The sequence below is a fragment of the Faecalibacterium sp. Marseille-P9312 genome (assembly GCF_902497445.1).
GTDB classification, from domain to species: Bacteria; Bacillota; Clostridia; order Oscillospirales; family Ruminococcaceae; genus Faecalibacterium; species Faecalibacterium longum.
This window is the reverse complement of record NZ_CABVEW010000017.1, coordinates 1-26286: the sequence shown is the minus strand read 5'-3', so window position 1 is coordinate 26286 and position 26286 is coordinate 1. Positions and strand designations below refer to the sequence as shown.

General features: G+C 58.7%; 22 protein-coding genes. 15 read left to right on the top strand and 7 right to left on the bottom strand.

Going from position 1 to position 26286, the window contains the following annotated elements:
* Positions 1-162: 162 nt before the first annotated feature.
* A complete protein-coding gene (locus F3G95_RS11870; RefSeq protein WP_015565973.1) occupies positions 163-345 on the bottom strand; it encodes a hypothetical protein in 183 nt (60 codons plus the stop codon).
* Positions 346-876: 531 nt separating this feature from the next.
* On the opposite strand from F3G95_RS11870, the gene F3G95_RS11865 reads away from it, so the two are divergent.
* Both F3G95_RS11865 and F3G95_RS11860 read left to right on the top strand, forming a co-directional pair.
* Positions 877-1467, top strand: a complete 591-nt coding sequence (locus F3G95_RS11865) for an RICIN domain-containing protein (protein WP_149795115.1) — start codon at positions 877-879, stop codon at positions 1465-1467.
* A gap of 70 nt (positions 1468-1537) precedes the next feature.
* On the top strand, positions 1538-2047 hold the full coding sequence (locus F3G95_RS11860) for an 8-oxo-dGTP diphosphatase (RefSeq protein ID WP_149795114.1): 510 nt from the start codon (positions 1538-1540) through the stop codon (positions 2045-2047).
* A gap of 39 nt (positions 2048-2086) precedes the next feature.
* On the opposite strand, the gene F3G95_RS11855 is transcribed toward F3G95_RS11860, so the two are convergent.
* Positions 2087-3145 (bottom strand): PTS sugar transporter subunit IIC, encoded by a 1059-nt coding sequence (locus F3G95_RS11855; RefSeq protein ID WP_149795113.1) that lies wholly within the window; start codon positions 3143-3145, stop codon positions 2087-2089.
* Between the two features lie 343 nt (positions 3146-3488).
* Here F3G95_RS11855 and F3G95_RS11850 point away from each other — a divergent pair, with 343 nt between their 5' ends.
* Together F3G95_RS11850 and F3G95_RS11845 are read left to right on the top strand one after the other, a co-directional pair.
* Positions 3489-4982, top strand: a complete 1494-nt coding sequence (locus F3G95_RS11850; RefSeq protein ID WP_149795112.1) for a GH25 family lysozyme — start codon at positions 3489-3491, stop codon at positions 4980-4982.
* Positions 4983-4992: 10 nt separating this feature from the next.
* The gene (locus F3G95_RS11845) at positions 4993-5826 is read left to right on the top strand and encodes an HAD family hydrolase (protein WP_149795111.1); all 834 of its coding nucleotides are present in this window, start codon (positions 4993-4995) and stop codon (positions 5824-5826) included.
* 38 nt (positions 5827-5864) lie between these two features.
* On the opposite strand, the gene F3G95_RS11840 is transcribed toward F3G95_RS11845, so the two are convergent.
* A complete protein-coding gene (locus tag F3G95_RS11840; RefSeq protein WP_149795110.1) occupies positions 5865-6431 on the bottom strand; it encodes a chromate transporter in 567 nt (188 codons plus the stop codon).
* Position 6432: 1 nt separating this feature from the next.
* Positions 6433-7023: a chromate transporter gene (locus F3G95_RS11835; RefSeq protein ID WP_149795109.1), complete on the bottom strand. Its 591-nt coding sequence runs from the start codon at positions 7021-7023 to the stop codon at positions 6433-6435.
* 148 nt (positions 7024-7171) lie between these two features.
* Between F3G95_RS11835 and F3G95_RS11830 the strand changes: the two genes are divergently transcribed.
* From F3G95_RS11830 to F3G95_RS11790, 9 genes are all read left to right on the top strand, one after another.
* The gene (locus F3G95_RS11830; protein WP_149795108.1) at positions 7172-8932 is read left to right on the top strand and encodes a tyrosine-protein phosphatase; all 1761 of its coding nucleotides are present in this window, start codon (positions 7172-7174) and stop codon (positions 8930-8932) included.
* A 332-nt stretch (positions 8933-9264) separates the two neighbouring features.
* Positions 9265-10836: a ribonuclease Y gene (gene rny, locus F3G95_RS11825; RefSeq protein ID WP_015565964.1), complete on the top strand. Its 1572-nt coding sequence runs from the start codon at positions 9265-9267 to the stop codon at positions 10834-10836.
* Between the two features lie 241 nt (positions 10837-11077).
* A complete protein-coding gene (locus F3G95_RS11820; protein ID WP_149795107.1) occupies positions 11078-13435 on the top strand; it encodes a hypothetical protein in 2358 nt (785 codons plus the stop codon).
* A 289-nt stretch (positions 13436-13724) separates the two neighbouring features.
* Positions 13725-14111, top strand: coding sequence for a dicarboxylate/amino acid:cation symporter (locus tag F3G95_RS11815; protein ID WP_243130374.1), 387 nt, complete (start codon positions 13725-13727; stop codon positions 14109-14111).
* Between the two features lie 437 nt (positions 14112-14548).
* Complete coding sequence (locus F3G95_RS11810; RefSeq protein ID WP_149795106.1) at positions 14549-16252, top strand: peptide ABC transporter substrate-binding protein; 1704 nt, start codon at positions 14549-14551, stop codon at positions 16250-16252.
* Between the two features lie 129 nt (positions 16253-16381).
* Positions 16382-17317 (top strand): ABC transporter permease, encoded by a 936-nt coding sequence (locus F3G95_RS11805; protein ID WP_149795105.1) that lies wholly within the window; start codon positions 16382-16384, stop codon positions 17315-17317.
* 1 nt (position 17318) lies between these two features.
* Positions 17319-18422, top strand: a complete 1104-nt coding sequence (locus tag F3G95_RS11800) for an ABC transporter permease (protein ID WP_149795104.1) — start codon at positions 17319-17321, stop codon at positions 18420-18422.
* 13 nt (positions 18423-18435) lie between these two features.
* Positions 18436-19533 (top strand): ABC transporter ATP-binding protein, encoded by a 1098-nt coding sequence (locus tag F3G95_RS11795; RefSeq protein WP_149795103.1) that lies wholly within the window; start codon positions 18436-18438, stop codon positions 19531-19533.
* Complete coding sequence (locus F3G95_RS11790; RefSeq protein ID WP_149795102.1) at positions 19534-20466, top strand: ATP-binding cassette domain-containing protein; 933 nt, start codon at positions 19534-19536, stop codon at positions 20464-20466. It begins immediately after the preceding gene.
* Positions 20467-20629: 163 nt separating this feature from the next.
* On the opposite strand, the gene F3G95_RS13845 is transcribed toward F3G95_RS11790, so the two are convergent.
* Complete coding sequence (locus tag F3G95_RS13845; RefSeq protein WP_188117552.1) at positions 20630-20767, bottom strand: hypothetical protein; 138 nt, start codon at positions 20765-20767, stop codon at positions 20630-20632.
* 328 nt (positions 20768-21095) lie between these two features.
* Between F3G95_RS13845 and F3G95_RS11785 the strand changes: the two genes are divergently transcribed.
* Positions 21096-22052, top strand: coding sequence for a calcium/sodium antiporter (locus F3G95_RS11785; RefSeq protein ID WP_149795101.1), 957 nt, complete (start codon positions 21096-21098; stop codon positions 22050-22052).
* A 167-nt stretch (positions 22053-22219) separates the two neighbouring features.
* Here F3G95_RS11785 and F3G95_RS11780 read toward each other — a convergent pair whose 3' ends face one another.
* Positions 22220-22810 carry a hypothetical protein gene (locus F3G95_RS11780; protein WP_149795100.1) on the bottom strand — a complete coding sequence of 197 codons (591 nt, stop codon included), beginning with the start codon at positions 22808-22810 and terminating at the stop codon, positions 22220-22222.
* 270 nt (positions 22811-23080) lie between these two features.
* Positions 23081-23875, bottom strand: a complete 795-nt coding sequence (gene aroD, locus F3G95_RS11775) for a type I 3-dehydroquinate dehydratase (protein ID WP_243130372.1) — start codon at positions 23873-23875, stop codon at positions 23081-23083.
* 172 nt (positions 23876-24047) lie between these two features.
* Between aroD and F3G95_RS11770 the strand changes: the two genes are divergently transcribed.
* Positions 24048-25697 carry an acetolactate synthase large subunit gene (locus F3G95_RS11770; protein ID WP_149795099.1) on the top strand — a complete coding sequence of 550 codons (1650 nt, stop codon included), beginning with the start codon at positions 24048-24050 and terminating at the stop codon, positions 25695-25697.
* Positions 25698-26286: the final 589 nt, after the last annotated feature.

Here is a 26286-nt window from a genome sequence, read left to right as displayed (position 1 = left end):
AAAATAGCGCGGAACTGCGCACGATAAGGTTCGGCGGGAAATCGCTTTACAAGATACAGTGTACCACATCCGGCCCCCGGGTGTAAAGCAAAAAGGCTGCCGTACCCGCAAAGAGTACGGCAGCCTTGATGGCTTTTTCGACGTCCTCAGACGTGATGCGTTTTACAGCGCAGCCTTGAAGTTGTGATGAGTGGAGCTGTAACGGACAACTGCTTCCATCAGGGTGACAGGCCACAGCAGGACCTTGCCAACCATCTCAGCCGGCTTGACGCATACCGTCTCCATGCTGTTGATGCCGAACAGGACCAAACAAGCGATACCGCAGCCCAGAATGTAGTAATACATAGTCAAACCTCCTATATTTTTCTCACAGGCCCGCAGTGTGCGGAGCCTGAAGCTCGTTGTTACGGGGGCTCTTTCCGCTCCCTGCAAGCTTACTATACACCGGTTTTGAAATAAAGTCAATAGCAGAAAACGTGAAACAAATTAAAGCTCTTTCTGAAATGCAATATCTATCATTAAAGTAAAGCACCGAAGTGAGTTTTGATTTATAAAACTGAAGTCACTGCACTGAATTGGCCTTGCGGCAGGGACAGTTCGGCCCATTTTGGAGCTGAAACGGGCCGAAAACGGGGGTGCTGTTCTTGGAGCAAAAACAGGGTGGAAAACGAAAGCTGCGGGGTCGTTTTTTGAGATGTATACAAGTGTGCTCCGGCGGTGGAATCCGGGCCGGAGGGTAAAGTGAGGAAATTTCAGCAAAACGAGCAGAATGCATAAAGAAATCCACAAAAATTATGGAAAACTATTCTTGCTGCCCAAACCAAAATGCGCTATAATAAGAGCATCAAAAGTCTACGCTGAAAGGAGAACGCAGTTATGGCAAAGGCATCGCAGGTCGTATTATCAGAAAATGAATTTTACCTCATCAAGGCCCCCAATGGAAAGGTGCTGGAAGTAAAGAACTTCAACACGGAGAACGGCGCTGCGATCCGTCTGTGGGACTACGCAGGTCATCCGTGGCAGCAGTGGAAATTCGTGGATGCAGGCGAAGGACGCTGGCGCATCCAGAACCGTTTTACCGGCAAAATGATGGACCTCGCTCTCGGCGGCGTGGTGGAAGGCACCTGGCTCCATCAGTGGGGCCGCACCAGCGGACTGAGCCAGTGCTGGGCCCTCGAGCCTACCCGCAATGGCCGGACCCGCATCCGCAACGTGCTGGCCGACAAGTACATCGACCTTGTGGGCATGAACACCTCCAACGGTGCGCAGGCGCAGATCTGGAACTTCGTCTCGGGCGGCAATCAGGAGTGGAACCTCGAGCGTGTGGACCCCACCGTCCAGCAGACCCGGGCCAAGGCCGAAGAGGCCCATGATCCGGAGCCGACGCCCTCCCAGCGCAAACATCAGAACGACCTCGTCCGCAAGCTGAACAATGCGGGCAAGGGCCGCGCAGGCCGCAAGGCATAAACGCATAAAAACAGCGCCCCGCAGGGGTCATCTGCGGGGCGCTTTGCTGTCAAAAGAAAGGAAACATAAGATGAATCTTGGTGCCTTTATGAATCCGGAATATCCGATCTTCAGCACGACGCTGTGCTATCTGGAGCGGGACGACGCCTACCTGATGCTCCACCGCGTGAAGAAGGAGGACGACTACAACCACGACAAATGGGTGGGCGTCGGCGGAAAATTCGAGCGGTTCGAGAGCCCGGAGGACTGCCTTCTCCGTGAAGTGAAGGAAGAGACGGGCCTGACGCTGACCCACTGGCGCAGCCGGGGACTTCTGACCTTCATCTGGGGCAATATGACCGAGTTCATCCACCTCTACACCGCCGACGGGTGGACGGGCGAGATGATACAGGGCGATGCCTGCCGGGAAGGCGTGCTGGAATGGGTGCAGAAGGAGAAAGTGGAGCAGCTGCCCATCTGGGAGGGCGATAAAATTTTCTTCAAGCTGCTCAACGAGGAACATCCGTGGTTCTCCCTCAAGCTGGTGTATGAGGGGGATGCCCTCCGGCAGGCGGTGCTGGATGGAAAAAGAGTGGTATAAACAGAAAAAGCCTGCTGTCGGCAGGCTTTTTCTATACGATCAGTTCAGTTTCAGGTCGCCCTCCTTGATCCAGCCAAGCTTGCGCTCGATCTCGCAGAAGAGAACGCTGAGCACGGCGGGCAGGACGAAGCAGATGAGGACGAGGGCAGCCCAGTCCATCGGAGTGATAGCGGCCTTGGTGCCGGCGGCAATGTCGCTGACCCAGCCGGTGTAGACGCCGATCTGGCCCACGAGGCCGCAGGTACCCATGCCGGAAGAGACGGCGGCACCGTTCATCTCCATGTGGAAGACGCAGGTGGCCAGAGGGCCGGTGATGGCGCTGGCCAGCGTGGGGGCGATCCAGATGCGGGGATTCTTTACGATGTTGCCCATCTGGAGCATACTGGTGCCGAGGCCCTGACTGATGAGGCCGCCGACGCCGTTTTCTTTATAGCTCATGATGGCAAAGCCGATCATCTGGGCGCAGCAGCCTGCCACGGCAGCGCCGCCGGCGAGGCCCGTCAGGCCGAGGGCCGCGCAGATGGCGGCAGAGGAAATGGGCAGGGTCAGGGCGACGCCCACGATGACCGAGACGAGGATGCCCATGAGGAAGGGTGCCTGTTCGGTGGCCCACATGATGAGGGTGCCCACCTGACTTGCGGCTGCGCCGATGGGGGCGGCGATGAGCATCGAGAGGCCGACGCCGGCAAAGATGGTCACCAGCGGGGTGACAAGGATGTCAACGCGGGTCTCCTTGCTGACGGCCTTGCCCAGCTCAGCGGCCACAATGGCGATGATGAGGACGGCCAGAGGGCCGCCTGCGCCGCCGAGGGCGTTGGAAGAGTAGCCCACCGTCACGAGGCTGAACAGTACCAGCGGCGGGCAGTGGAGCGCCCAGCCGATGGCCACGGCCATGGCCGGGCCGCTCATGGCCGAGGCGTAGCCGCCCAGGTCCACCAGCGTCTCAAGCCCGGTCTGCTGGCCCAGCGTCTTGATGATGGTGCCGATGAGCAGGCTGGCGAACAGGCCCTGTGCCATCGCGCCCAGCGCCTCGATGAGGTAGCGCTGGGGGGTGATGACGATGTCCTTGCGTTTTAAGAAATCTTTTACATTTGACATAAAGAATCTGCCTTTCCGTCTTAACACGTTCAGAGTGCAGCAAAAGCTGCATGACCATCATGATACCATACACGTGTCAAGACAGCAAGAGGAAAACGCAAAAATCCCGTTCGGAACGCATCTTTTTTTCTTTTGGGTGCAATAATACGGCGGCCTGGTCCGTTTTCCACATGGAACGTCGGCCGTGGTGGAAAACTTCCACGAAACGCCCCTCACGAGACACCGAAGGACATTGACGGGAGCTTGGGGTTGGGTGTATACTATAGACGTATAAATGGCATTTGAAGCACTTCTGGCGGCGAGAGGCCGCGTTAGAATACAGCTTGGAGGCAGCGCAAGCGGAATGAGACAGAAAGATACAGGAACACCAAAAAAGAAGACGCGCCGTGCGGCGGGCCAGATGGTGGCCTCGGCGGTGATGGCGCTTGCCATCGCGGTGGGTGGTTTTGGCACCACAGCCCTGCTGGCGTCCCAGCCTGCGGGCCTGACGGTGGAGCCGTCGGCTCTGCTGTGGGAGGGTGAGACCGATGCGGCCCACAGCACCAAAAAGGAAACGAAGAAAAATAATACGGAAACTCCGAAAAACGACTCTGCATCCTCTGAGGCGGAGAGCGCCGCTGCGTCTGCCGCGCAGCCGTCTGCTCCCAGCCAGAGCGTGAAAGAAGAGCCCGCTGCATCGGCGGCTCCGGCTGCACCCGCAGAGGAGACTGCCGCAGAGCCTGCAGCCCCGGAAACAGCTCCTTCTGCCCCCATGATGGGCGGCATCGACGAGCTGGAACAGGAGAACGGCTTCCCCCGCTTACAGCAGGAGACCGAGGCACTGGCCGCCGAAGACCCCCTGAGCGCTCCGGTGGAGCAGGATGCAGTGTCTCAGCCCGCTGAGCCGGAGACGAACTCCGAAGAGCAGAGCACCCTGCCGGTGAAGACCGAGGAAGGCACCATCCTGCTGACGCCGGAAGAGATCCGCGCGGCGCTGGATGCGGGTACGCTGGATGCGAGCAACATTGATACTGCCTGTCTTACCGACGAGAACGGCCTGCTGAGCTGGCTGTGGAACCTCCTGTTCGGGAAAAGAGACGATGACAGCAGCACCCCGGCTCCGGGTCCGGTCTATTCCGGCTGGCGCACCGTGGACGGCAAGACCTACTATTATGACCAGTACACCAACCAGCCGGTCACGGGCATCCAGTCCATCGACAACAAGCTCTATTACTTCGACGCCAACGGTGTCCAGCAGGACGCCACCTTCGGCATCGACGTCTCCAAATATCAGTCGAACATCGACTGGGAGCAGGTCAAGACGGCGGGCGTCAAGTTCGTCATCATCCGCATCGGCTACCGCGGCTACGGCAGCGGCGCACTGGTGCTGGACCCCATGTTCGAGCAGCACTTCACCAACGCCCGGAACGCGGGCCTCAAGGTGGGCGTCTACTTCTTCAGTCAGGCAGTCAACGAGAACGAGGCCCGGGAAGAAGCGCAGGGCTGCGCCTATGTCCTGAACGGCCGCAAGCTCGACTACCCCATCTACTTTGACACCGAGGCCTCCGGCGGCAGCAATGGCCGTGCCGATGGTCTGGGCGTCGAGGACCGCACCAAGTGTGCCATCGCCTTCTGCGAGGAAGTCAAGGCCCAGGGCTATCAGCCGGGCGTCTACGCCTCCACCCTGTGGTTCCGCAAGCGCATCGACCTGAACCGGCTGAAGAGCTACAGCATCTGGAACGCCCATTATAATGTGGCCGGCAGCCCCATCGCCTGCGATATGTGGCAGGGCACCTGCACCGCCCGCATCCCCGGCTACGGCGGACAGATCGACGTGAACATCAGCTATGTGGGCTGAGGAGGCGCGCATGGATACCATCCGCCTCATTGCCTCCGACCTTGACGCCACCCTGCTGGACGGCCAGAGCCAGCTCCCGCCGGACTTTGCGGAGACTGTCCGCGCTCTGGCAGAGCGGGGCATCCGGTTCGCTGCCGCCAGCGGACGGCCCATCTATACCTTAGAGAAGATGTTCGCGCCCCTGCAGGACGACATCATCCTTGTGGGTGACAACGGCGGTGCCATCTGCTGGAAGGGCGAGAGCCTGTATCTCTCCGAGATGGACGCTGCCGACTGGCACACGCTGGCGGGGCAGGCCCGGAGCGCGGGCCACGCCGCCGTCCTCTGCGGGCTGGAAACGGCCTATGTGGAGGAGCGGTTCCGGCCATACGACAGGGTCTTCAAGAGATTCTACACCAAGGTGGAATATGTCCCCCATCTGGAGGACGTGACCGCCCGGGTGGATAAATTCACCATCTACTTCCCCGAGGGAGATGCCCAGAAGGGCTACGACGCGCTTTATGGCCCGGTCTGGGGCGGGCGCTTCTCGGTGGCGGTGGCCGGTGCAGACTGGGTGGACATCATGAACCCCGGCGTCCACAAGGGCGCGGCCCTGCTTCTTCTGGGGGAGCGTCTGGGCGTCCCGCCCGAGGGCATGATGGCGTTCGGCGACACCTTTAACGACGCGGAGATGCTGAAGGCGGCAAAGTACGGTTTTCTCGTGGAGAACGGCTCGCCCGCCCTCCGGGAGGAGGTGCCCTTCCTTGCGCCGCCCAACACCAGCTCCGGCGTGATGCAGGTCCTGCGCCGCGTTCTGGCCCGGAATGGCCGGGTCTGTGAATCGGATTTCAGAAGAGCAAAATAGAGAACGGCATCGGAGAAAAGCTCAGATGCCGTTCTTTTTTATTGGTATAAAACTGCGCCCAGCACCGCCGAGAACAGGATCATCCCGATGGGCGAAGGGGCTTTGCCTCTGGCTTTCTGCCAGATGAGCCGCACCCCGGCCAGAATTGCAAGGATGCCAATGCCCCGCCATGCGGGCGAGGGCGTTTCAGCGGCGGTGGAGATGCCCAGCAGAGTGCTCAGCCCCATGGTGAAGGCTGTGGAGAGGATGAGGGCCACGACGCAGGGCCGGACGCCGGAGAGAAAAGCTTCGACCCCGGCGTACTTGAGCAGGTCGTGGATGAGGGCCGCGATGAGCAGGATGATGAAAAAAGACGGCAGAACGACGCCCAGCGTGGCGCAGAGCGCCCCCGGCACCCCGCCCTGCGACGCGCCGATGAAGGTGGCCATGTTGACGGCCAGCGGGCCGGGTGTGGACTCCGACACCGCGATGAAGCTCAGGAACTCGGCCTCGGAGAGCCAGCCGTTGAGCAGGACTTTCTCCCGGATGAGGGAGATCATGCCGTAGCCGCCGCCGAAGGAGACGGCACCGATCTCCAGAAAAGTGAGGAATAATTTCAGAAACATCTTACTTCCCTTCCTTTCTGCGGCCGATGAGCCATGCAGCCACGCCTGCCGCACCGCTGAGAAGGATGAGCAGGATGGACGAGACGCTGACACCGGCCAGTGAGAGACCCACCATCACCAGCATGACGGCGGCGAGAACGCCGGTGGCAAAGGGCGATTTGTCCAGCGCTTTGAGCATCCGCACACCTGCCGAGAAGATGAGGTAGATGACGCAGACCTGAATGCCCTTGAAGGCGTTGGCGATGACAGTGAGCTGGGTGAACTGCTCGAAAAACAGCGAGATGGCGTAGATGATGAGGAAGGACGGCAGGCAGACGGCCACGGTGGCCGTGGCCGCGCCGGGAACTTTGGCCAGCTTGTAGCCGAGGTAGGTGGCGCTGTTGATGGCCACCGGCCCGGGGGTGGATTCCGCGATGGCGGTCATGTCGAGGAATTCGTCTTTGTCCAGCCATTTGCGGCGCTGGATGAACTCTTCTTCCAGCAGGGCGATCATGGCGTAGCCGCCGCCGAAGGTGAACAGACCGATTTTGAAAAAGGTGAAAAACAGCGTCCCGAGGCTTTTGACCTCCTGCGCCGGAGTGTTATGTTTCATGGGGAGAGCCTCCTTTCCTTTATCTTACACGCGGGAAAGCCCGGCGTCAATAGCGGAGAAAAAGCGGGATTTTGTTTCCAGCGGCTTTACAATCCGGCCAAAAGGCGGTATTCTTTACCCATACCACTCTAAGATTCAGGAGGAAACGATGGACATCCGCCAGCTGCATTATTTTCTGGTCCTCTGCGAGGAGATGAATTACACCCGCGCGGCCCAGCGCCTGTTTTTATCCCGACAGGCCCTGCGTCAGAGCATCTCGGCCCTCGAGGCCGAATTGTGCGGGCCGCTCTTCCTCAGCGCCCACCACAGGCTCAGCCTCACCGACCGGGGCGTGAGCCTGCAGCGCCATGCCGCGCCGGTGGTGGAGCAGTTCCAGCAGATGCAGGCGGCGCTCCACGCCGAGATACAGTCGGCCCAGCCGGTGCGCATCGGCATCAGCGTCTCGCTGGTGCCGGACTATCTGCCCGGCCTCGAGACCCAGCTGGACAAGTTCCGCCAGCAGTACCCCCACATCGAGATGCGCTTCCGCCTGCTGGACAACGACGCCGTGGCCGAGGGCGTGGAGCAGGGCGAGCTGGATGCGGGCCTTGTGATGGACCTGGGCTGTGCCGCACCGGTGCTGGCCCGCACCACCCTGCGGGCCGACCCGGCCTGCCTGCTGGTGCCGCGGGGCCACCCCTTCTGGGAAAAGGAGAGCGTGCCGCTGGCCGAGCTGCGGAACCAGCGGGTCCTTCTGCCCAGCCTGCGGCAGGACCTGTTCGCCCCGCTGTGGGAGGCCTGCGCCCGGGCGGGCTTTGTGCCCAACGCTGAGATAGGCCCCAGCTTTTATCAGGCGTACTACCTCGTGCAGGAGCAGCTCTGCACCTGCCTGACCCGGTACGAGCCGGGCGCGCGGCGGGAGCTGGACCGGGTGCGGGATGTCCTGCTGGAAGACCTGCCGCCCCTCTGCGTCTCGCTTTTGCAGCGGCGCGACCATACGTCGGCTTATATCGACCTGCTGCGCAGCTACCTGATGGAGGTGCTGGGCGGTGCGGCTAGCCTGCCGCCCCGGCGCGGACGGTCGGCGAAGCCCTTCTATAACCTGCCCGTCCTGTCCAGCGCGGCGGCAAAGCCCGCCGTGGTACATCCTGCCCCCGGCACTCAGCTGCCCTTTGAGGGCGGACACAACTTCCGCGAGCTGGGCGGCTACGAGGCCGATGAGGGCAAGCACATCAAGTGGGGCCAGATCTACCGGGGCATCCCGACGTGGAAGCTCACCAGCGAGGCAGACCGGAAGCTGCTGGATTCTCTGGGCCTGCGCCTCATCCTCGATCTGCGCAGCGAGGCCGAAGCTGCCGAGACACCCGACTACGTGCCGGACGGCGCGCGGCTGGTGCGCATCTGCGGCCTCTGCCTCGAGAACGGCAAAGAGGTGGACTTTTCGCCCGAAGACCGGGAGAACCTGCTGAAGGGAATGCCCGACGAGGGCCGTCGGATGGCGGACGCCATGTACGAGCGGATGCTCTTCGGCAACAAGGCGTACAAGGAGCTGTTCCGTGCGCTGGAAGCCGGTGAGACGCCGGTGCTCTTCCACTGCTCGGCGGGCAAGGACCGCACCGGCGTGGCCGCCATCCTCATCCTGCTGGCGCTGGGCGCGTCGGACAAGACCATCGCCGAAGATTTTAAGAAGACGAACATCTGGCGCAGGCCGGAGCTGGAAGCCGTCTGGGCCGAGCACGCTGAGGAGATCGCCGCTGACCCTGCCCGGAAGGACTTCTACCTCGGCGTGTTCGGCGTCCACCCGGAGTCTGTTCCCTTCGTGCTGAGCATCATCCGGGAGCGCTATGGCAGTGCCGACGCCTATCTGGAAGCCGAATACGGCCTCACTCCGGCCCGCCTGATGCGCCTGCGCCGGATGTATCTCGAATAAATAAAAAAATAATTTCCGCTTTCGGCCTTACTTCTCCTTGACATTGTGCAAAATGTTTCGTAATATAAGAAGTAGTATGGAATCTAAGACGCTGCAGGCGGAACATTCCGCGACCAGATATTTCAATGGGGCTTCATCTGCCCGTTTTTATAAGCACATCTTGTAAATCGAAAAGCTGCACCAGACCTACCGCACAGGAAGATTTTTCTCTGCGTCTGTTCTTGTTGGCTTCTTTTGCGTTGAAAATTTGATTGATGTCTGGCCCGCGTTCGGCCGCACAGCGTCTCCTGCCTGTTAAAGCAAAGTTTGACTGTTAAGGAGAGTGAAGAACAATGACCGTGATCGGAGTGATCGTGGCATTGATCGTTGCTGTCGCTGCCGCAGCTGCGGGCTATTTTATTGGTTACAACAACCGTAAAAAGACCGCAGAGGCCCAGATCGGCAGCGCCGAGGCCGAGGCGACCCGGCTGGTGAACGAAGCGATCAAGACCGCCGACCAGAAGCGCAAGGAAGCCATTCTGGAAGCAAAGGATGAGGCTTTCCGCCTGAAAGCCGAGGTCGATGCCCAGAAGGCCGAGGCCGATAAAGAGATCAAGCAGCGCCGTGCGGAGATCAGCCGCCAGGAGAACCGCATCGACCAGAAGGAAACTGCCCTCGACCGCAAGACCGAGGCTCTGGAAAAGCGCGAGGAAGAGCTGAAAAAGAAGCACGAGGAGGCCGAGGCCCATCTGGCCGAGGTCGATGCCCTGCGCGCCAAGGAGATGGAGCGTCTGGAAACGCTGGCCGGCCTGAGCCAGGAGGACGCCCGCGAAGTGCTGCTGCACAAGATGGACGAGGAGCTGACCCACGAAAAGGCCATCCGCGTGGCCGCCTACGAGACCGATCTGAAGGAGAACTGCGACGGCATCGCCCGCAACCTCATCGGCCAGGCCATCAGCCGCTGTGCTGCTGACCACTGCAGCGAGACCACCGTCAGCGTCGTCCCGCTGCCCAGCGACGAGATGAAAGGCCGCATCATCGGCCGTGAGGGCCGCAATATCCGCGCCCTTGAGACGGCCACCGGCGTTGACCTCATCATTGATGATACCCCGGAGGCCATTACCCTGTCCTCCTTCGACCAGACCCGCCGCGAGGTGGCCCGCATGACGCTGGAGCGCCTCATCGGCGATGGCCGCATCCACCCCGCCCGCATCGAGGAGACGGTGGAAAAGTGCCGCCACGACCTCGAACTGCAGATGAAGCGGGAGGGCGAGCGCGCTGTCATGGAGCTGGGCATCCACGGCCTGCACCCCGACCTCATCAAGCTCATCGGCCGCCTGAAGTACCGCACCAGCTTTGGCCAGAACGCTCTGACCCACAGCATGGAAGTGGCCTGGCTGGCCGGCCTGCTGGCAGGCGAGATGGGCGTGAACGTCACGCTGGCACGCCGTGCCGGTCTGCTGCATGACATCGGCAAGGCTCTTGACCATGAGATCGAGGGCAGCCATGTCCAGATCGGTGTGGACATCTGCCGCAAGTACAAGGAAAATACCCAGGTCATCCACGCTATCGAGGCCCATCACGGCGATGTGGAGCCCAAGACTCCGCTGGCCTTCATCATTCAGGCCTGCGACGCCATCAGCGCTGCCCGTCCGGGCGCCCGCCGCGAGAATGTCGAGAGCTATGTGAAGCGTCTGGAGAATCTGGAGGAGATCTCTTCCAGCTTCGAGGGCGTCGAGCAGGCATTTGCCGTGCAGGCTGGCCGCGAAGTGCGCATCATGGTCAAGCCCGACGTCATCAGCGACGATCAGGTCATCCTGCTGGCCCGCTCCATCGCAAAGAAGATCGAGGACACGCTGGATTACCCCGGCCAGATCAAGGTCAACGTCATCCGCGAGAGCCGTGCCGTCGAGTACGCAAAATAAAATATCGAAAGATAGCAAGAGCCGCTGTGCGTATGCACGGCGGCTCTTTTTGCGTCCAGAGGGACTGCAATAGAGACGAATCGACCGCCGTACTGCACGAAACGTGTGGAACGGCGGCTTTATTTGTAGGATGTGCCAAAAAATCACCGAAAAGATTGTTGACAAAAACTCTTGTCAAACTGATAGGGGGGGGGGGGGTAAAATAAAAGAAGCAAAAACCACGAACAGGAGGTAAAAAATTATGCGGTTACGGAAAAATATGAAGCGGACGGCAGCGGCCGTTCTGGCCCTGAGCATGGCGGTGTCGGCAGTTGCTGCCCCGGCCTCGGCTGCTTACATCTGTAATGTGAGTCAGGGCAGTGTGGAAGTTTCGGTGGATTCTGAGGGCAATAAGACCATCAAGGTCGGCGACGACAGTGTCACCATCAAGACGGACGGCACCAAGGAAACGACCGGAAACGGCATCAAGGAGGATGGCGACGGTACGGAAGACATCGTCATCACTGGCGACAACACCAAGCCCGCGCCCACCGAAAGCCTGAACGCAGCGGAGGAGAACACCTCCGAGGTTGAAAAGTCCGGCGAGACCAAGACCGAGGGCGAGGGGAAGACCCAGAACTCCGCCGCTGAGAACAAGGAGCAGACCGAAGAGCCCGGCTCTCTGGAGCTGCTGGCCCCGGAGGACGAGCAGAAGAAGGACGAGGAGAAGAAGGACGAGCAGAAGCCCGCCGAAACGCAGGAGACGGAGCAGGACAAAAAGACCGAAAAGACCTCCGATCAGGTGATCGAGTACGGCCAGTATGACCCCGAAGCCCAGAAGGAGGCCGCCAAGCTCGAAGCCAAGCCTGTTGTCAAGCAGGAGACTGGGGAGAAAAAGGCCGCTGAGGAGAAGACCTACGGGGACACCAACGCCCCCATCTCCTTTACCGAAAAGGCGCAGGACGCCGCCCGCAATGTGGTATCGATCATCAATAATTTTACTACTCCTCTGAAGGTCATCCTCCGTGACCTGAAAGTGGATGCAGGGGATACAAACAAGAACGCTGTGACGATTAGCAGTAGCGCCGGTGTAAAGCTGGAGCTGGAGGGCAAAAATGAACTGACCGGCGGAAGCTCGGGAAATAGTGGAATCAGTGTGAGTGGAGTTTGGAATGGCCACGCGAGTGTTCCGGGAGGCAAGCTGACGATCCAGGGCAAGGAGGGCTCCTCTCTGTCTGCCACCGGCGGCTCGGGCGAGAGGTATGGCGGTAGCGGCATCCGGGCTTACGAGCTGGAGCTGGTGGACGCAACGGTTACTGCTACCGGCGGTGCCGGTGGCATAAGGGGCGGAAGTGGCGTGTATACCACCAACTCCGACGAGCTTAACATCAAAAATTCGAAGCTCATTGCAAGTGGCGGCGCAAGTGGCAGCCAGCAGGTCGTAGGAAATGATGAAAGTACCGGTGGCGGCTACGGCATTCACACCGAGTATGCAAAGGTCATTGTTGGAGAAGGCAGCGAGGTCATCGCCACTGGCGGCAGTGACAAGACTGAGAACAGAGATGCCAGGGGTGGTACAGCTCTTGACTTCTATCAGGGCGGCTATGAAGTCCAGAAGGGCGGCAAGCTGACGGCCATGGGCGGCAAGGCAGAGTCGGAGAAGGGCAAGGCCACCGGCGGCACTGCCCTCGTTGGATCGTATAGCGGCATCGTGTCCGCCGGCGAGACGACGCTCATCGGCGGCAATGCCAAGTCGGGCTCGGGCGAGGCTGTTGCCGGCGATGGCATCAATGGAGACAGCTATTACTTTCCGGAGGTCACCGTGAAGGATGGCACCTTCACTGCATTGGGCGGCAAGGCAGAGAACGCCAGCAACACAGCAACCAATGGCAACAGCATCTATATCAGCCCGTACGGGAATGAAGAACGGACCGAGTTGAAGGTTGAGAAGGGCGGCACCTTTATCACCGCCAAGCCGGATGGGTCGGATGAGAATGGAAACGGCATCACCGGCAAGATCAAGATCAACACCGCTGGCGGCAAGATCGAAGAGGTCGAGAATGCCAAGGTGGTCAAGAAAGACGACGGCACGGTTGAGGTGGTCGGCGATCTGGTTGGCGTGGTGACCGGCAACCTCAAGTATGAGCTGACGGCTACGGTACAGCCCACCTGCACCACCCCGGGCAAGCGGGTCTACACCTGCACCACTGAGGGCCATAAGGGCAAGACCTACGAGGAGACCATCGACGCACTGGGCCACGAGTTTGTGAATGGCGTCTGCACTCGCTGCGGCGCACCCGAGAGCAGCGGCGGCTCCTCCGCTGTCACCCTGACCGTTACCGGCGCAGGGGCCTACGAGACCTCCATTGCCGATGGCCGGTACACCGTTGCAGTGCCTGCTGAGACTGCCGTCCTTTCCGGCTGCCTGAGCAACCTGAAGGAGCTGAAGGCTCAGGGCGTGAACACCATCGTGTTCCGCACCCAGCTCCGTGAGACCGTCCTGAACATCGACAGCATGCTGTCTCTGGGCGTGGACGGCACCCTCTTTACCCTCACCCACTCCGGTGAGAGCGCAGAGCTGACGGTGGGCGGCGTTGCACACAACGAGCTGCTCCACTAAATAACCAACCTCCCAAGGCGGAGAGCTTCCGCATCTCCCCGCTTTGTACGAAAAGCCCCCCGGCACTTCCGCATGGTGCCGGGGGCTTTTTTGCGCCGGGAGGGGCGGAGGTTCAAAATTTTTTCATAATTTACTTGACAACAGGGTTTGTATGTAGTATACTCCACGGCAACCGAACAAACATACATACAAAGTAGGTTTGTGCTAAATGGGAGGAACATCATGAGAGAGCGAATGTGTTGACAGACAAAAACGACATCACACTCAAAAATAAAGGAGGATCCGTTTTATGTCTGTAGAAATTCTGGATCTGGCCGCACTGGCCCTGACTGCCGTATTTTTTGCCCTGCTGTACTACCTGCACAAGAAAAAGCACGTTGACTTCGGCGTGCGCACCATTCTGGCTGTGGGCCTCGGCCTCATCGTGGGCCTCGTGTTCAAGGGCCACCACACCTATGTCGCCGCTGTGGGTACCATCTACGCCCACGTCGTTTCGGCTGTGGTCATCCCGCTGCTGATCTTCAGCATCATTTCCAGCATTGCTGATATGGCTCGTACTGCCACCAACGTCGTCGGCGCTGCCGCCGCTACCACCCTTGTGGCTGCCACCGAAGGCCAGCTGGACAAGGCTGTGTACAATGGCGAGGTCGAAGCACCTGCTGCCGAGGCAGTCTGAGCACTTTTCAAAGTGCTTTTGAGACAAAACCTCAGGCACATGAAGTAAAATAAAGTCCGGACAGCCCGCTATGCAGAAAAAGCATAATGGGCTGTTTCCTTTATAAAAGAAAGATGCGACGCGAAACTGTACGTGGAAAAAGCACAAGTAATACTTATTTCACATGAATTGTACTTCGCATGAATACACATCAAGGGCAAAACTATACAAAATTCAAATCAAAATTTTGGTGTGCAGTTGGGCAAACTACAGAAATCGTTGGGTCGAGGGGATAAATTTGGCAAAAAGTCTTTTCTTTCGGCGGTGGACGATGTATAATGCCGCCAAGGCACAAGGGTGTGCAGAAAGCTCCAGAGGGGGAGCAGAACACCTTGTGCATTTTTCAGAAACAGTCGCTTTAATACGTTAAAGCAGTGTTAGAGAGGGGAAAAGATATTATGAGATTCGATCGTCGTATTTCGCGCCGCAGCTTTCTGGCAGCAGCAGGCGTATCCGCAGCAGCTCTGGCCCTGACGGCCTGCGGCGGCTCCAGCTCCACGGCAGCTTCTACCGCTGCCTCCACCGGTGCTTCCAGCGCAGCTGGCACTGCCGCAGGCGGCACCCTGAACATCATGCTGGAGACTGAGGTCCAGTCTCTGGACCCGCAGATCGCCACCGACGGCACCTCCTTTGAGGTCATCGCCGACTACACCGACGGTCTGATGCAGATGGATGCCGACGGCGCAGCTGTCCCGGCCCTCGCTGAGACCTACGACATCAGCGAGGACGGCAAGACTTATACCTTCCACCTGCGCGATGCAAAGTGGTCCAACGGTGACGCCGTCACCGCAGCCGACTTCGTGTTCGGCTGGCAGCGTGCTGTTGACCCCGCCAATGCTTCCGAGTATTCCTACATGCTGTCTGACATCGGCCAGGTGGTCAACGCCGCAGAGATCATTGCCGGTGAGAAGCCCGTCACGGATCTGGGCGTGACCGCAGTGGATGACAAGACCCTCGAAGTTCAGCTGAACGTCCCTGTCAGCTACTTCCTGAGCCTGATGTACTTCCCCACCTTCTACCCTGTCAACGAGGCATTCTTCAACACCTGCAAGGATACCTTCGGCACCAGCCCCGACACCGTCCTGTCCAACGGTGCATTCATCATGACCGACTACCAGCCCGCTGCTACCGCATTCGAGCTGACCAAGAACCCCGACTACTACGACGCTGCAAACATCGCTCTGGATGGTCTGGCCTATCAGGTCATCAAGGACAGCCAGCAGGCTCTGATGAGCTTCCAGACCGGCGCACTGGATCTGACCCTGCTGAACGGCGAGCAGGTGGACCAGGTAAAGGACGACCCCCAGTTTACCAGCGTGGGCGCCGGCTACCTGTGGTACATCAGCCCCAACATCGATGCGGTGCCTGAACTGGCAAACGAGAACCTGCGCAAGGCTATGACCTTCGCCCTCGACCGCGACGCCATCACCGGCGATGTCCTGAAGGATGGCTCTGCCCCCTGCTACACCGCCGTTCCTCCGCAGTTCGCCACCGGCCCGGACGGCAGCGATTTCAGCGCCGACCAGACCAAGTTTGCTGATTCCTGCGCATTCGATGCAGCCAAGGCAGCCGAGTATTACGAGACCGCCAAGAGCGAGCTGGGCAAGGACAGCTTCTCCTTCGACATGATCGTTGATGCCGACGATGCACCTCAGAAGGTGGCACAGGTCGTCAAGGAGCAGCTCGAGACCACTCTTCCCGGCCTGACCGTGAACCTGACCGTCGAGCCCAAGAAGCAGCGCGTGCAGGATATGCAGGACGGCAACTTCCAGCTGGGCCTGACCCGCTGGGGTCCCGACTACGCCGACCCCATGACCTATCTGGGCATGTGGGTCACCGGCAACTCCAACAACTACGGTCTGTGGAGCGACGCCGAGTATGACTCCATCATCGAGGAATGCACCACCGGCGACCTCTGCACCGACCCCGAGGGCCGCTGGGCAGCTCTGTACGATGCAGAAGCCATCGTTCTGGAGCAGGCAGTCATCTTCCCGCTGTACGGCCAGTGCAATGCCGAGATGATCTCCAGCGCCGTTACCGGCGTGGATTTCCACCCGGTGGCTTTGAACCGTGTGTACAAGCGGGCCGCAAAGAACGCTTAAAGAAAAAACGCTGAACAAAGGCCGCACAGTGGCCCGCAAAAGCCACTGTGCGCCTTTTTGGCATTGTATCTGTCCGCGGCCCGCGCACGACTGACTGCGGATAGGAAAACCAAAGGGGGTTCACCTGACGTGAAAAAATATACGCTCAAGCGTATCCTCACCTCGCTGTTTACGCTGCTGGCCATCCTGCTGGTGCTGTTCATCCTGATGCAGCTGATGCCCGGCTCGCCCTTCAACGACGAAAAGCTGACAGCCGATATGAGAGCCGCGCTCTATGCAAAATACGGCCTTGACCAGCCGATCTACATCCAGTTCTTCCGCTACGTGGGTAATATGCTCCGGGGCGATCTGGGTGTGAGCTACAACATCTCCAAAAATACGCCCATCTCCCAGCTCATCCAGTCCCGCCTGCCCATCTCCATCCAGATCGGCGGCATGGCCGTCACGCTGGGCGCTCTGGTGGGCCTTGTGCTGGGCATCATCGCTGCCCTCAAGCGGGATACCATCTTCGACACCATCGCTACCATCATCTCGGTCATCGGCGTGTCGGTGCCGTCCTACGTTTTCGCACTGGCCCTGAGCTACACCTTCGGCTTCAAGCTCCGCTGGTTCCCGATGCTGTTCTCCGCCAAGGATGTCTTTGGTTCGAGTGTCCTGCCCAGCGTGTCGCTGTCCATGTTCACCATGGCATCCATCGCCCGCTTCACCCGAAGCGAGATGATAGAAGTCCTCGACTCCGACTATATGCTGCTGGCCGAGAGCAAGGGCATCTCCGGCCCGGCGCTGATCTTCCGCCACGCCCTGCGCAATGCGCTCATTCCGATTATTACGGTTTTGGCCCCCCTCATCGTTGATTTGATGACCGGCTCGCTGGTGGTCGAGAAAATTTTCGCCATCCCCGGCGTGGGCAGCCTTCTGGTGACGGCCATCCAGTCCAACGACTACAACGTGGTCATCGGCCTGAGCTTCATCTACAGCGCCATGTACATTGGCATCATGCTGGTCGTTGACCTGCTGTACGGCATCATCGACCCGCGCATCCGTCTGGCAAAGGGGGACGACTGATATGGCAGAAAAAGCGATTCGACTGGGCGGCGAAAGCACCGCCGCAGCCATCACGCAGGCCGTGCAGGAACTGTACCCTGAGCACAAGTTCACCGAGGCAGAGTTTGCCCGGAAGGACAACGCGGCTGAAATCGCGGTGGATACCAACTTCGCGGCCCAGAGCTTCTGGAAGGACGTCCGCATCCGCTTTTTCCGCAAGAAGAGCGCCGTGCTGGGCCTCGTGATGATCATGATCATCCTGCTGCTGGCCATCTTTGGCCCGGGAATGAATGCTTATACTTATTCCGGCCAGGATCTGAGCCAGAAGAATTTTGCGCCTCGCGTCCCCGGCATCGAGCAGTTCGGCATTCTGGACGGCAGCGAGAAGATGAGCACGACCACCGGTACGAAGATCGTCAACAACTATGTCGAAAAAGGCAAGGATGACGTCTACTACTGGTTCGGCAGCGACCTCTATGGCCGCGACATCTGGACCCGTACCTGGGAAGGTGCCCGCGTCTCCCTTATCATCGCCGTGGCGGCTGCCGTCATCGATATGGTCATCGGCATGAGCTACGGCCTCATCTCGGGCTACTTCGGCGGCAAGGTGGATATGCTGATGCAGCGCTTTCTTGAAGTTGCCAACGGCATCCCCCGTCTGGTCATCGTTACGCTGCTGCTTCTGGTGCTGCAGCCCGGCATGATCACCATCATCTTCGCCCTGATGCTGACCGAGTGGGTGGGCATGAGCCGCATCGCCCGCGCTGAGATGCTCAAGCTGAAGGACCAGGAATTCGTTCTGGCTTCCCGCACTCTGGGTGCCGGCAGCTTCTTTATCATCTTTAAGGAAGTGCTGCCCAACATCATCGGACCCATCATCACTCAGGTCATGTTCAGCATCCCCACCGCGATCTTTACCGAGGCATTCCTTTCCTTCGTGGGTCTGGGCATCCCGGTGCCGCAGTGCTCACTGGGCTCCCTGATCAGTGAGCTGTACAACAGCTTCACCACCCATCCCTATCAGATCATCCCGCCCATCGTGGTCATGAGCCTGCTGATGCTCAGCTTCAACCTGCTGGCCGACGGCCTGCGCGAGGCACTTGACCCCAAGATGAAGAGTATGTAAGGAGGCGCACAACATGCCTGATACGAAAAGAGAACAGGTCTTGTCGGTGCGAGACCTTGATATTACCTTTAAGACGACGGCTGGCCCCGTCCACGCCATCCGCGGCGTGAACATCGACCTGTACAAGGGCGAGACGGTGGCGCTGGTGGGTGAGTCTGGTTCCGGTAAGTCTGTCACTATGAAGGCGGCCATGGGCATTCTGGCCCAGAACGCCAAGGTGAACAGCGGAAGCATCCGGTTCAGCTACCATCACGCCGACGGTAGCCCTGAAACCGTCGATCTGCTGCAAAAAGATAAAAAGTGGATCCGCCGCCACATCAACGGCAAGCGTATCGCCATGGTCTTTCAGGACCCCATGACCAGCCTTGACCCCACCATGACCATCGGCAAGCAGATTATGGAAGGGATGCTCTGGCACTTCAAGATGCCCAAGGCTGAGGCATATCAGAAGGCCCTCAAGCTGCTGGAAGAAGTCGGTATCACGGACGCCGAAAAGCGGATGAAGAGCTACCCGCACCAGCTGTCCGGCGGTATGCGTCAGCGCGTGGTCATCGCCATCGCACTGTCCTGCGACCCGGACCTGCTCATCTGCGATGAGCCCACCACCGCACTGGATGTGACCATTCAGGCGAAGATCCTCGAGCTCATCCGCAGCATCCAGAAGGAGCGCGGCATTTCGGTCATCTACATCACCCATGACCTCGGCGTCGTGGCAAAGGTGGCGGACTATGTCGATGTCATGTACGCGGGCAAGATCGTGGAGACCGGCACCATCGACGAGATCTTCTACGACCCGCGCCACCCCTACACCTGGGGTCTGCTGTCGGCCATGCCCGACCTCGATACCGCCGACGAGCGTTTGTACACCATCCCCGGTTCGCCGCCGAACCTGCTGCATGAGAAGGCCGGCGACGCCTTTGCGCCCCGCAACAAGTACGCGCTGGAGATCGACGACGAGATCGACCCGCCCATGTTCAAGATCAGCGACACCCACTTCGCAGCCACCTGGCTGCTGGACCCCCGCGCTCCCAAGGTGGAGATGCCGCCGGAGCTGAAAGACCGTGTGGCCCGTATGAGCGCAGAAGCAAAAAAGATCGAGGAGGCGGAGTAAATGGCAGCACAGAGCGCTACCCCTCTTCTGAAGGTCGAGGGACTGAAGCAGTATTTCAAGGTGAACAAGAACTTCACCGTCAAGGCTGTGGACGATGTCAGCTTTGAAATCTATCCCGGCGAGACGTACGGTCTGGTGGGTGAGTCCGGCTCGGGCAAATCCACCATCGGCCGCAGCATCATCCGGCTGTATGACCCCACCGCAGGCAAGATCACCTTCGACGGGCAGGACATCAGCGGACGTCTGACTCACGCCCAGAACAACACCCTGCGCACCCAGATGCAGATGATATTCCAGGACCCGATGGCGTCCCTGAACCCCCGCAAGAAGGTGGAGGACATCATCGGCGAGGGCCTGGACATCCACCATATGTACAAGACCCAGGACGAGCGCCGCGAAAAGGTGGAGAAAATTCTGGAGAAGGTCGGCCTTGCGCCCGAGCACGCTGAGCGCTACCCCCACCAGTTCTCCGGCGGTCAGCGCCAGCGCGTCGGCATCGCCCGCGCCCTCATCATGAACCCGAAGCTCATCATCGCCGACGAGTGCATCTCGGCACTGGACGTGTCGATCCAGGCACAGGTCGTCAACCTGATGAAGGACATCCAGCAGGAGACCGGCACGGCCTACCTGTTCATCGCACACGACCTGTCCATGGTCAAGTACATCTCCGACCGTATCGGTGTGCTCCATCTGGGCCACCTGCTGGAAACGGGTACCACGGAAGAAATTTTTGCAGATCCCATTCATCCCTACACCCGGAGCCTGCTGTCGGCTATCCCGCTGCCGAACCCGGTGGTGGAAAAACGCCGCGTGGCCGAGACTTACGACTATGCCACTTCCGGCATCGACTACAGCAAAGGCACCAGCCACCTCGTCAGCGGCAGCCACTACGTCAAGTGTACCGATGAAGAGTTTGCAAAGTGGTGTAAATAAAATGAAAACGCAAGTCTCTTGACAACTTGCGTTCTAACGTCTATAATGAAGACAAAGAAAGGCGCTGCCCGCACAGTGGTCAGCTCCCTCCTCTAACATGACAATTTAAGAAAATTGACCGCTCGAGTTTGGTAGACATGGGGCGGTCATTTTTCTTGTCAGTTTATTTTCTCGAATAGTGTTTTGCGTGGTGCGTATTCCGAAAAAATACTTGGGCAATCGTCCAAGTGATTTTGGCAGTGCCAATGATAACGGTGGCCAGAAGGCCGAGCAGAGCAATAACAGTATTCAAAATATCCATGATGGATTTCCTCCTTCAAGTCTTTCATGTATAAATGATCAAGACCATCCGGAGGATGACAAAAATTGGACTTCCTCCGGACGGCACACGGAATGTGATGCCGAGGAGGGAGCATGACCGCTGCACTTGCAGGACAGCGCCTTTCTAATCACAGAATAACACAAATAGCAATGGATTTCAATGGCACGGCCTACCTTATATAGTGGGGCGCAAAATGTCTTCGGGCAGGGCGTTGTATTCCACACGGAAATTTGGTATCATATACAATACGGCTTTTGTTATGCGACGCGGCGCGATTTGCGCCCGGAGAGATATTGGGAGGAACGATATGATAATCCCCGGCATCCTGTTTCTTTTTGGATTGCTCTGCCTCATCAAGGGCGGTGACTGGTTTGTGGACGGCGCATCGGCGCTGGCCCGCCGGTTCCATCTGCCGGAGCTGCTCATCGGCGCAACGGTGGTGTCCGTCGGCACTACCCTGCCCGAGGTGATGGTGTCCACCATCTCGGCAGTGTCCGGCCACGGCGAGATCGCCTACGGCAACGCCATCGGTTCTGTCATCTGCAACACGGCCCTCATCGCGGCCATTACGGTGGCCGTGCGGCCCGGCAAGGTGGACCCGAAGCCCCTGCGTGTGCCGGTGGCTTTCTTCTTTGCAGCTGCGGCCATCTACTGCGTGGCAGCTTACGGCATGGGCCGCTTTACCCGTCCGATGGGCCTGCTGATGCTGGGGATGTTCGTGGCCTATCTGGCGGCGAATGTCTGGCAGATGAAAAATGCCCCGGCAGAGCCGGAGCATGAGGAAGAGCCGATGGGCATCGGAAAAATCGTCCTGCTGCTGGTGGTGGGCGCAGCCCTCATCGCGCTGGGCGCGAACCTGCTGGTGGACAACGGCACCATCATCGCGCAGGCGATGGGCGTGCCGGAATCGGTCATCGCGCTGACCTTCGTGGCGCTGGGTACCTCGCTGCCTGAGCTGGTCACGGCCATTACTTCGCTGATGAAGGGCCACAGCGACCTCTCGCTGGGCAATGTCGTGGGTGCGAATGTCTTCAACCTCGTGCTGGTCAGCGGCATGTCGGTGACACTGGCACCGTTTGAGATCCCGCAGAGTGCGACCCTGTTCGGTATCAACTCGAGTCTGGTGCTCGAGCTGCCCGTGATGCTGCTGGTGATGGCGCTGCTGACCATCCCGGCGCTGGTGCGTGGAAAGCTCTCCCGTGTGCAGGGTGTGGCGCTGCTCTGCATCTATGCCGCATTCTGCGCAGTGCAGTTTACAATGTGAAACCGCGTAAATCGACAAAAAGCAATCTTTTTTCGGTTGACAGGCGTTGACAGGATCCTTTATTATAAGAGTATAAAATGGTTTGCCCAATAGGATGGACAGAGAAAATGACCGCTGCGGAGCAGGAGACCGCAGCGGTCATTTTTTGCTTGTCTTGAAAAATGCTATCAGGAAACGAATACAGCCACGACGAGCTCCTGACCGCCGATGACGCCGACGGCAAAGCCGGTCTTCTGGCTGGCAGTGCGCTGAGAACTGTCAGAGTAAACAAGAAGAGTCCGATTGGTGAGGAGGGTGAGGGCGACACCACTGAGGTCGGCATCTCCCCGCAAAGCACCATCTTCCAGAACATCGGCGCTGAGAAGCGCATAGCTCACCAAATATGTCTCATCGGGAGAAGGCGAAAGCCTGTTCAAGACTACATCGGCACAATTTGAAAGCCCGGTATCCCTGCTCTCAGACAGTAGCTCGATGGCAGCGGCTGCATTGTTGCCAGATTCCTTCTGGATGCACAGGAAGATCGTCTCGGCGACAGAGTCGGCACCTTGGATATAGGAGTCCTGGGTAGTCTCGGGGCGACGGATGTCTACGGTGTTCAGGGCGGCGAGCAGTTTCTCCTTTCCCTGGGAGGTGTTTTTTGAGGGAACATTGTCCGGCAGGATGAGCGGCCCGGCCCCAGCCTGACAGCTGCAGAGCAGGAGCAGGATGCTGAGAACAGCTCCACAAATAAAACTGCATCGTCTGACACACTGCATCATGGTGGGACCTCCTGTCGGTATGGCACGATTTCACTGAAATGGAGTAGAAACGATGGAATCCAACTCGCAGCAGCACTTTTCATCTCTTATGACACAATGATATGATTTCGACGACAGAATGTCAATGTTTTTGAGAAAACTCGCAAAAATCTGGAAAGATAGCCAATGAAAACCGTTGAAATTTGACGTATCAGACAATTTTCGAGAAAATGAACAGCAGCCCCGCCTGAAAAGCGGGGCTGCTGCAATTACTGGGGGATATTGAGCTTTTTACTCGAGTCTCAGGCTGTCCAGCACTTCATTCACTACATCCAGCGCCACCTGTCCGGGCGCGCTGGCCTGCCCGGGGTTGGCGAAGGTCATGGCAGAGCCGAACGTCTCACCGCACAGGCGGCTCACTGCGCCCAGCGCACCCATGCTCATGGTGATGACGGGCGTTTCGGGATGCTGCTCTGCCATCTCTGCTGTGGCGGCCAGCAATTCGAGGACGTCAGACGGCGAGTTCGGCATCACAGCCAGTTTGGGCAGGTCAGCTCCGGCCTGCTGCATGGCGGTCAGGCGCGTGACCATCTCCGTCCGGGACGGCGTTTTGTGGAAATCATGGCTGGAACAAACCACTGTGACACCGGCCTTGTGCGCCTGCCCGATGAGGGCCGGAAGTCCTTCTCGATTCGGGAAGAACTCGATGTCAAGCAGATCGGCACAGCCGCTGACACAGACCGTGCCGCAGAAATCAGCGTATTGCTGCCGCGTCAGGGAGACCTCTCCGCCCTCTGCTTTGGTGCGAAAGGTCACGAGCAGGAGTTTTTCGCCCAGCGCTGCTCGCAGACCGGACAGCACCCGCTTCCGTGCGGCAGCATCCAGAACATCGGAAAACCAGTCGGCCCGCCACTCGATGCAGTCGGCCTTCAGCGCGGACAGCCGCCTGGCCTCACGGAGAATATCGTCCTCTGTGCGGGCGACGATGGGCAGGATGACTTTCGGACGGCCTGCGCCGATGCAGCAGCCGCGGATGGTGATGCTGGACATGATAACTACCTCACTGCAAAAAGATACTTTCATCATACGGCCTGCCCCGCTGCTTGTCAAGCCTGCCGGAGCAAAAACCGAAAGCAAGCCGCTTTTTGTGGAAATTTGCACTTGCGGGATGACCGAAAATCGTTTACAATAAGCGCAGCAAAGGCAGCGTGGCCCGCATGGGGCTGCGCTGCCTTTTTCGTTTTGGGAGGGAAAGAAAATGAAGGAAATGAAAACGACTGCGCAGGTGCTGGTGGACTGTCTGGAGGCTGAGGGCGTTGATGTGATGTTTGGCATTCCGGGCGAAGAGACGCTGGATCTGATGTTTGCGATTCGGGACAGCAAGATACGCTTCATCCCGGTGCGCCACGAGCAGGGTGCGGCCTTTATGGCGGATGTCTATGGCCGTCTGACCGGCCGGGCCGGCGTCTGCCTGTCCACCCTTGGCCCCGGTGCCACCAACCTTGTCACCGGTGTGGCGGATGCTTATCTGGACGGTGCGCCGCTGGTGGCCATTACGGGCCAGGTCGGCACCGACCGGATGCAGCTCACCAGCCACCAGTACCTTGACCTGACCGCGATGTTTGAGCCTATCACCAAGCGCTCGAAGCAGATCATCCGCCCCGACACGGTGGGCGAGATCGTGCGGCTGGCCTTCAAGCACGCCGAAAAGGGCAAGCCGGGCGCGACCCATATCGACCTGCCCCAGAATATTGCAAAAATGCCCGCCGACGCCGTGCCGCTCAAGCGCCAGCAGATGCATGAGGTCTATGCCGACCCGGCCCACATTGCAGCGGCAGGAAAAATCATCAGCGAGGCGAAAAATCCGGTCATCCTTGCAGGCGCGGGTGCGGTGCGCGGCCATGCCGCCGCTGCTGTCACCGAGCTGGCTGACCGCCTGCACATCCCGGTGGTCAACACGATGATGGCCAAGGGCATCATCCCGATGGATGACAAATACAGCCTCTGGACCATCGGCATTCCGCAGAAAGACTATGTCAACCAGCTCTTCGACCGGGCGGATGTGGTCATCGCGATCGGTTACGACATCGTGGAGTGCGCACCGGCCAAGTGGGGCGCACGAGAGAATATGACCATCGTCCACATCGACAGCGCTCCCGCCGATGTCAACAAACGGTATCAGCCCGCTGTGGAAGTGGTGGGCGACATTTCAGAAAGCCTGTATGAGATCCTGCGCTGCGCCCACCGCACCGGTGAGCCGGAATTTGCACTGGCTCTCCGCCAGACAATGGTGGCAGAGCATGAGGCAATGGCGGCGGACGACAGCTGCCCCATGAAGCCGGCGCGCATCCTCGCCGATGTGCGGAAGGTCATGGGCCGCGACGACATCGTGGTCAGCGATGTGGGCGCCCATAAGATGTGGATCGCCCGCCACTACGACTGTTATGAGCCCAACACCTGCCTCATCTCCAACGGCTTCGCCAGCATGGGCTTCTCCATCCCGGGCGCGTTCGCGGCAAAGCTTCTCTATCCGGAGAAAAAGGTGCTGGCGGTCTGCGGCGACGGAGGCTTCATGATGAACAGTCAGGAGCTGGAAACAGCGGTGCGGGAGCATGTGCCTTTTGTGACCCTCATCTGGGAGGATTCCAGCTACGGCCTCATCAAGTGGAAAGAGCAGGAGCAGTTCGGCGGCGAGCACTGCTATGTGGACTTTTCGAATCCCGATTTCAAGCTGCTGGCAGAGGCTATGCACTGCAAGGGCTATCGTGTTGAGAAGGCAGAGGAGCTTATCCCCACGCTGGAAGAGGCTTTCAAACAGGATGTCCCCAGCGTCATCGTGGTACCGGTGGACTATAGTGAGAATATGAAGCTCACGGAACACCTCAAGCAGGTGTATGCCCAGAAGTAACTATCATATATAAGAGAGCATCCGTTTGCCCGGTGAAGGCAGCAGATGCTCTTCTTATTATATATAGTGCAACGCCCCCTCCCACTGGGAGGGACAGCACATCGCAGGCGTGCTGAACGGGTGTCAAAGCAGGGACTGATTTCAAGTGAAAAACTGGCGGATGTATACAAAAGCAAAAAAAGAGCAAAAAACTTGTAAAAAAGGCTTGCAAAGCGGCCCGGCGTATGGTATTATACTTGAGCGCCAAGCGCTGAGACAAAAGAATGACTTCTGAGTCTCAGCTGGAAGTAAAGCGAAAAGAACCAATAGACGTCCGAAAGTTCCGGCCAGCGCCGAGAAACTGAGAATGCTCCAAGTTCGCCGGAGAGATCTGAATCACGAAAAACTTCGAAAAAAGAGCTTGACAAAAAATCACTTCCGTGATAAAATAATCAAGTCGTCAGCCGCAAGGCTGAGGCGCAAACAGGACCTTGAAAATTGAACAATATCGAAAAACTTGTAACGGAACCTATTTTCGTGTTGGAAAAACACGTTAAACAATTCCAAACAAAGTAATTCACACAGGACGCAAGCGATTGCGTGCTGAGCG

What these genes read in the sequence shown, in the direction of transcription:
- F3G95_RS11870 (WP_015565973.1), bottom strand. Translation starts at nt 345, where the DNA reads ATGTATTACTACATTCTGGGCTGCGGTATCGCTTGTTTGGTCCTGTTC.
- F3G95_RS11865 (WP_149795115.1), top strand. Translation starts at nt 877, where the DNA reads ATGGCAAAGGCATCGCAGGTCGTATTATCAGAAAATGAATTTTACCTC.
- F3G95_RS11860 (WP_149795114.1), top strand. Translation starts at nt 1,538, where the DNA reads ATGAATCTTGGTGCCTTTATGAATCCGGAATATCCGATCTTCAGCACG.
- F3G95_RS11855 (WP_149795113.1), bottom strand. Translation starts at nt 3,145, where the DNA reads ATGTCAAATGTAAAAGATTTCTTAAAACGCAAGGACATCGTCATCACC.
- F3G95_RS11850 (WP_149795112.1), top strand. Translation starts at nt 3,489, where the DNA reads ATGAGACAGAAAGATACAGGAACACCAAAAAAGAAGACGCGCCGTGCG.
- F3G95_RS11845 (WP_149795111.1), top strand. Translation starts at nt 4,993, where the DNA reads ATGGATACCATCCGCCTCATTGCCTCCGACCTTGACGCCACCCTGCTG.
- F3G95_RS11840 (WP_149795110.1), bottom strand. Translation starts at nt 6,431, where the DNA reads ATGTTTCTGAAATTATTCCTCACTTTTCTGGAGATCGGTGCCGTCTCC.
- F3G95_RS11835 (WP_149795109.1), bottom strand. Translation starts at nt 7,023, where the DNA reads ATGAAACATAACACTCCGGCGCAGGAGGTCAAAAGCCTCGGGACGCTG.
- F3G95_RS11830 (WP_149795108.1), top strand. Translation starts at nt 7,172, where the DNA reads ATGGACATCCGCCAGCTGCATTATTTTCTGGTCCTCTGCGAGGAGATG.
- rny (WP_015565964.1), top strand. Translation starts at nt 9,265, where the DNA reads ATGACCGTGATCGGAGTGATCGTGGCATTGATCGTTGCTGTCGCTGCC.
- F3G95_RS11820 (WP_149795107.1), top strand. Translation starts at nt 11,078, where the DNA reads ATGCGGTTACGGAAAAATATGAAGCGGACGGCAGCGGCCGTTCTGGCC.
- F3G95_RS11815 (WP_243130374.1), top strand. Translation starts at nt 13,725, where the DNA reads ATGTCTGTAGAAATTCTGGATCTGGCCGCACTGGCCCTGACTGCCGTA.
- F3G95_RS11810 (WP_149795106.1), top strand. Translation starts at nt 14,549, where the DNA reads ATGAGATTCGATCGTCGTATTTCGCGCCGCAGCTTTCTGGCAGCAGCA.
- F3G95_RS11800 (WP_149795104.1), top strand. Translation starts at nt 17,319, where the DNA reads ATGGCAGAAAAAGCGATTCGACTGGGCGGCGAAAGCACCGCCGCAGCC.
- F3G95_RS11795 (WP_149795103.1), top strand. Translation starts at nt 18,436, where the DNA reads ATGCCTGATACGAAAAGAGAACAGGTCTTGTCGGTGCGAGACCTTGAT.
- F3G95_RS11790 (WP_149795102.1), top strand. Translation starts at nt 19,534, where the DNA reads ATGGCAGCACAGAGCGCTACCCCTCTTCTGAAGGTCGAGGGACTGAAG.
- F3G95_RS13845 (WP_188117552.1), bottom strand. Translation starts at nt 20,767, where the DNA reads ATGGATATTTTGAATACTGTTATTGCTCTGCTCGGCCTTCTGGCCACC.
- F3G95_RS11785 (WP_149795101.1), top strand. Translation starts at nt 21,096, where the DNA reads ATGATAATCCCCGGCATCCTGTTTCTTTTTGGATTGCTCTGCCTCATC.
- F3G95_RS11780 (WP_149795100.1), bottom strand. Translation starts at nt 22,810, where the DNA reads ATGATGCAGTGTGTCAGACGATGCAGTTTTATTTGTGGAGCTGTTCTC.
- aroD (WP_243130372.1), bottom strand. Translation starts at nt 23,875, where the DNA reads ATGATGAAAGTATCTTTTTGCAGTGAGGTAGTTATCATGTCCAGCATC.
- F3G95_RS11770 (WP_149795099.1), top strand. Translation starts at nt 24,048, where the DNA reads ATGAAGGAAATGAAAACGACTGCGCAGGTGCTGGTGGACTGTCTGGAG.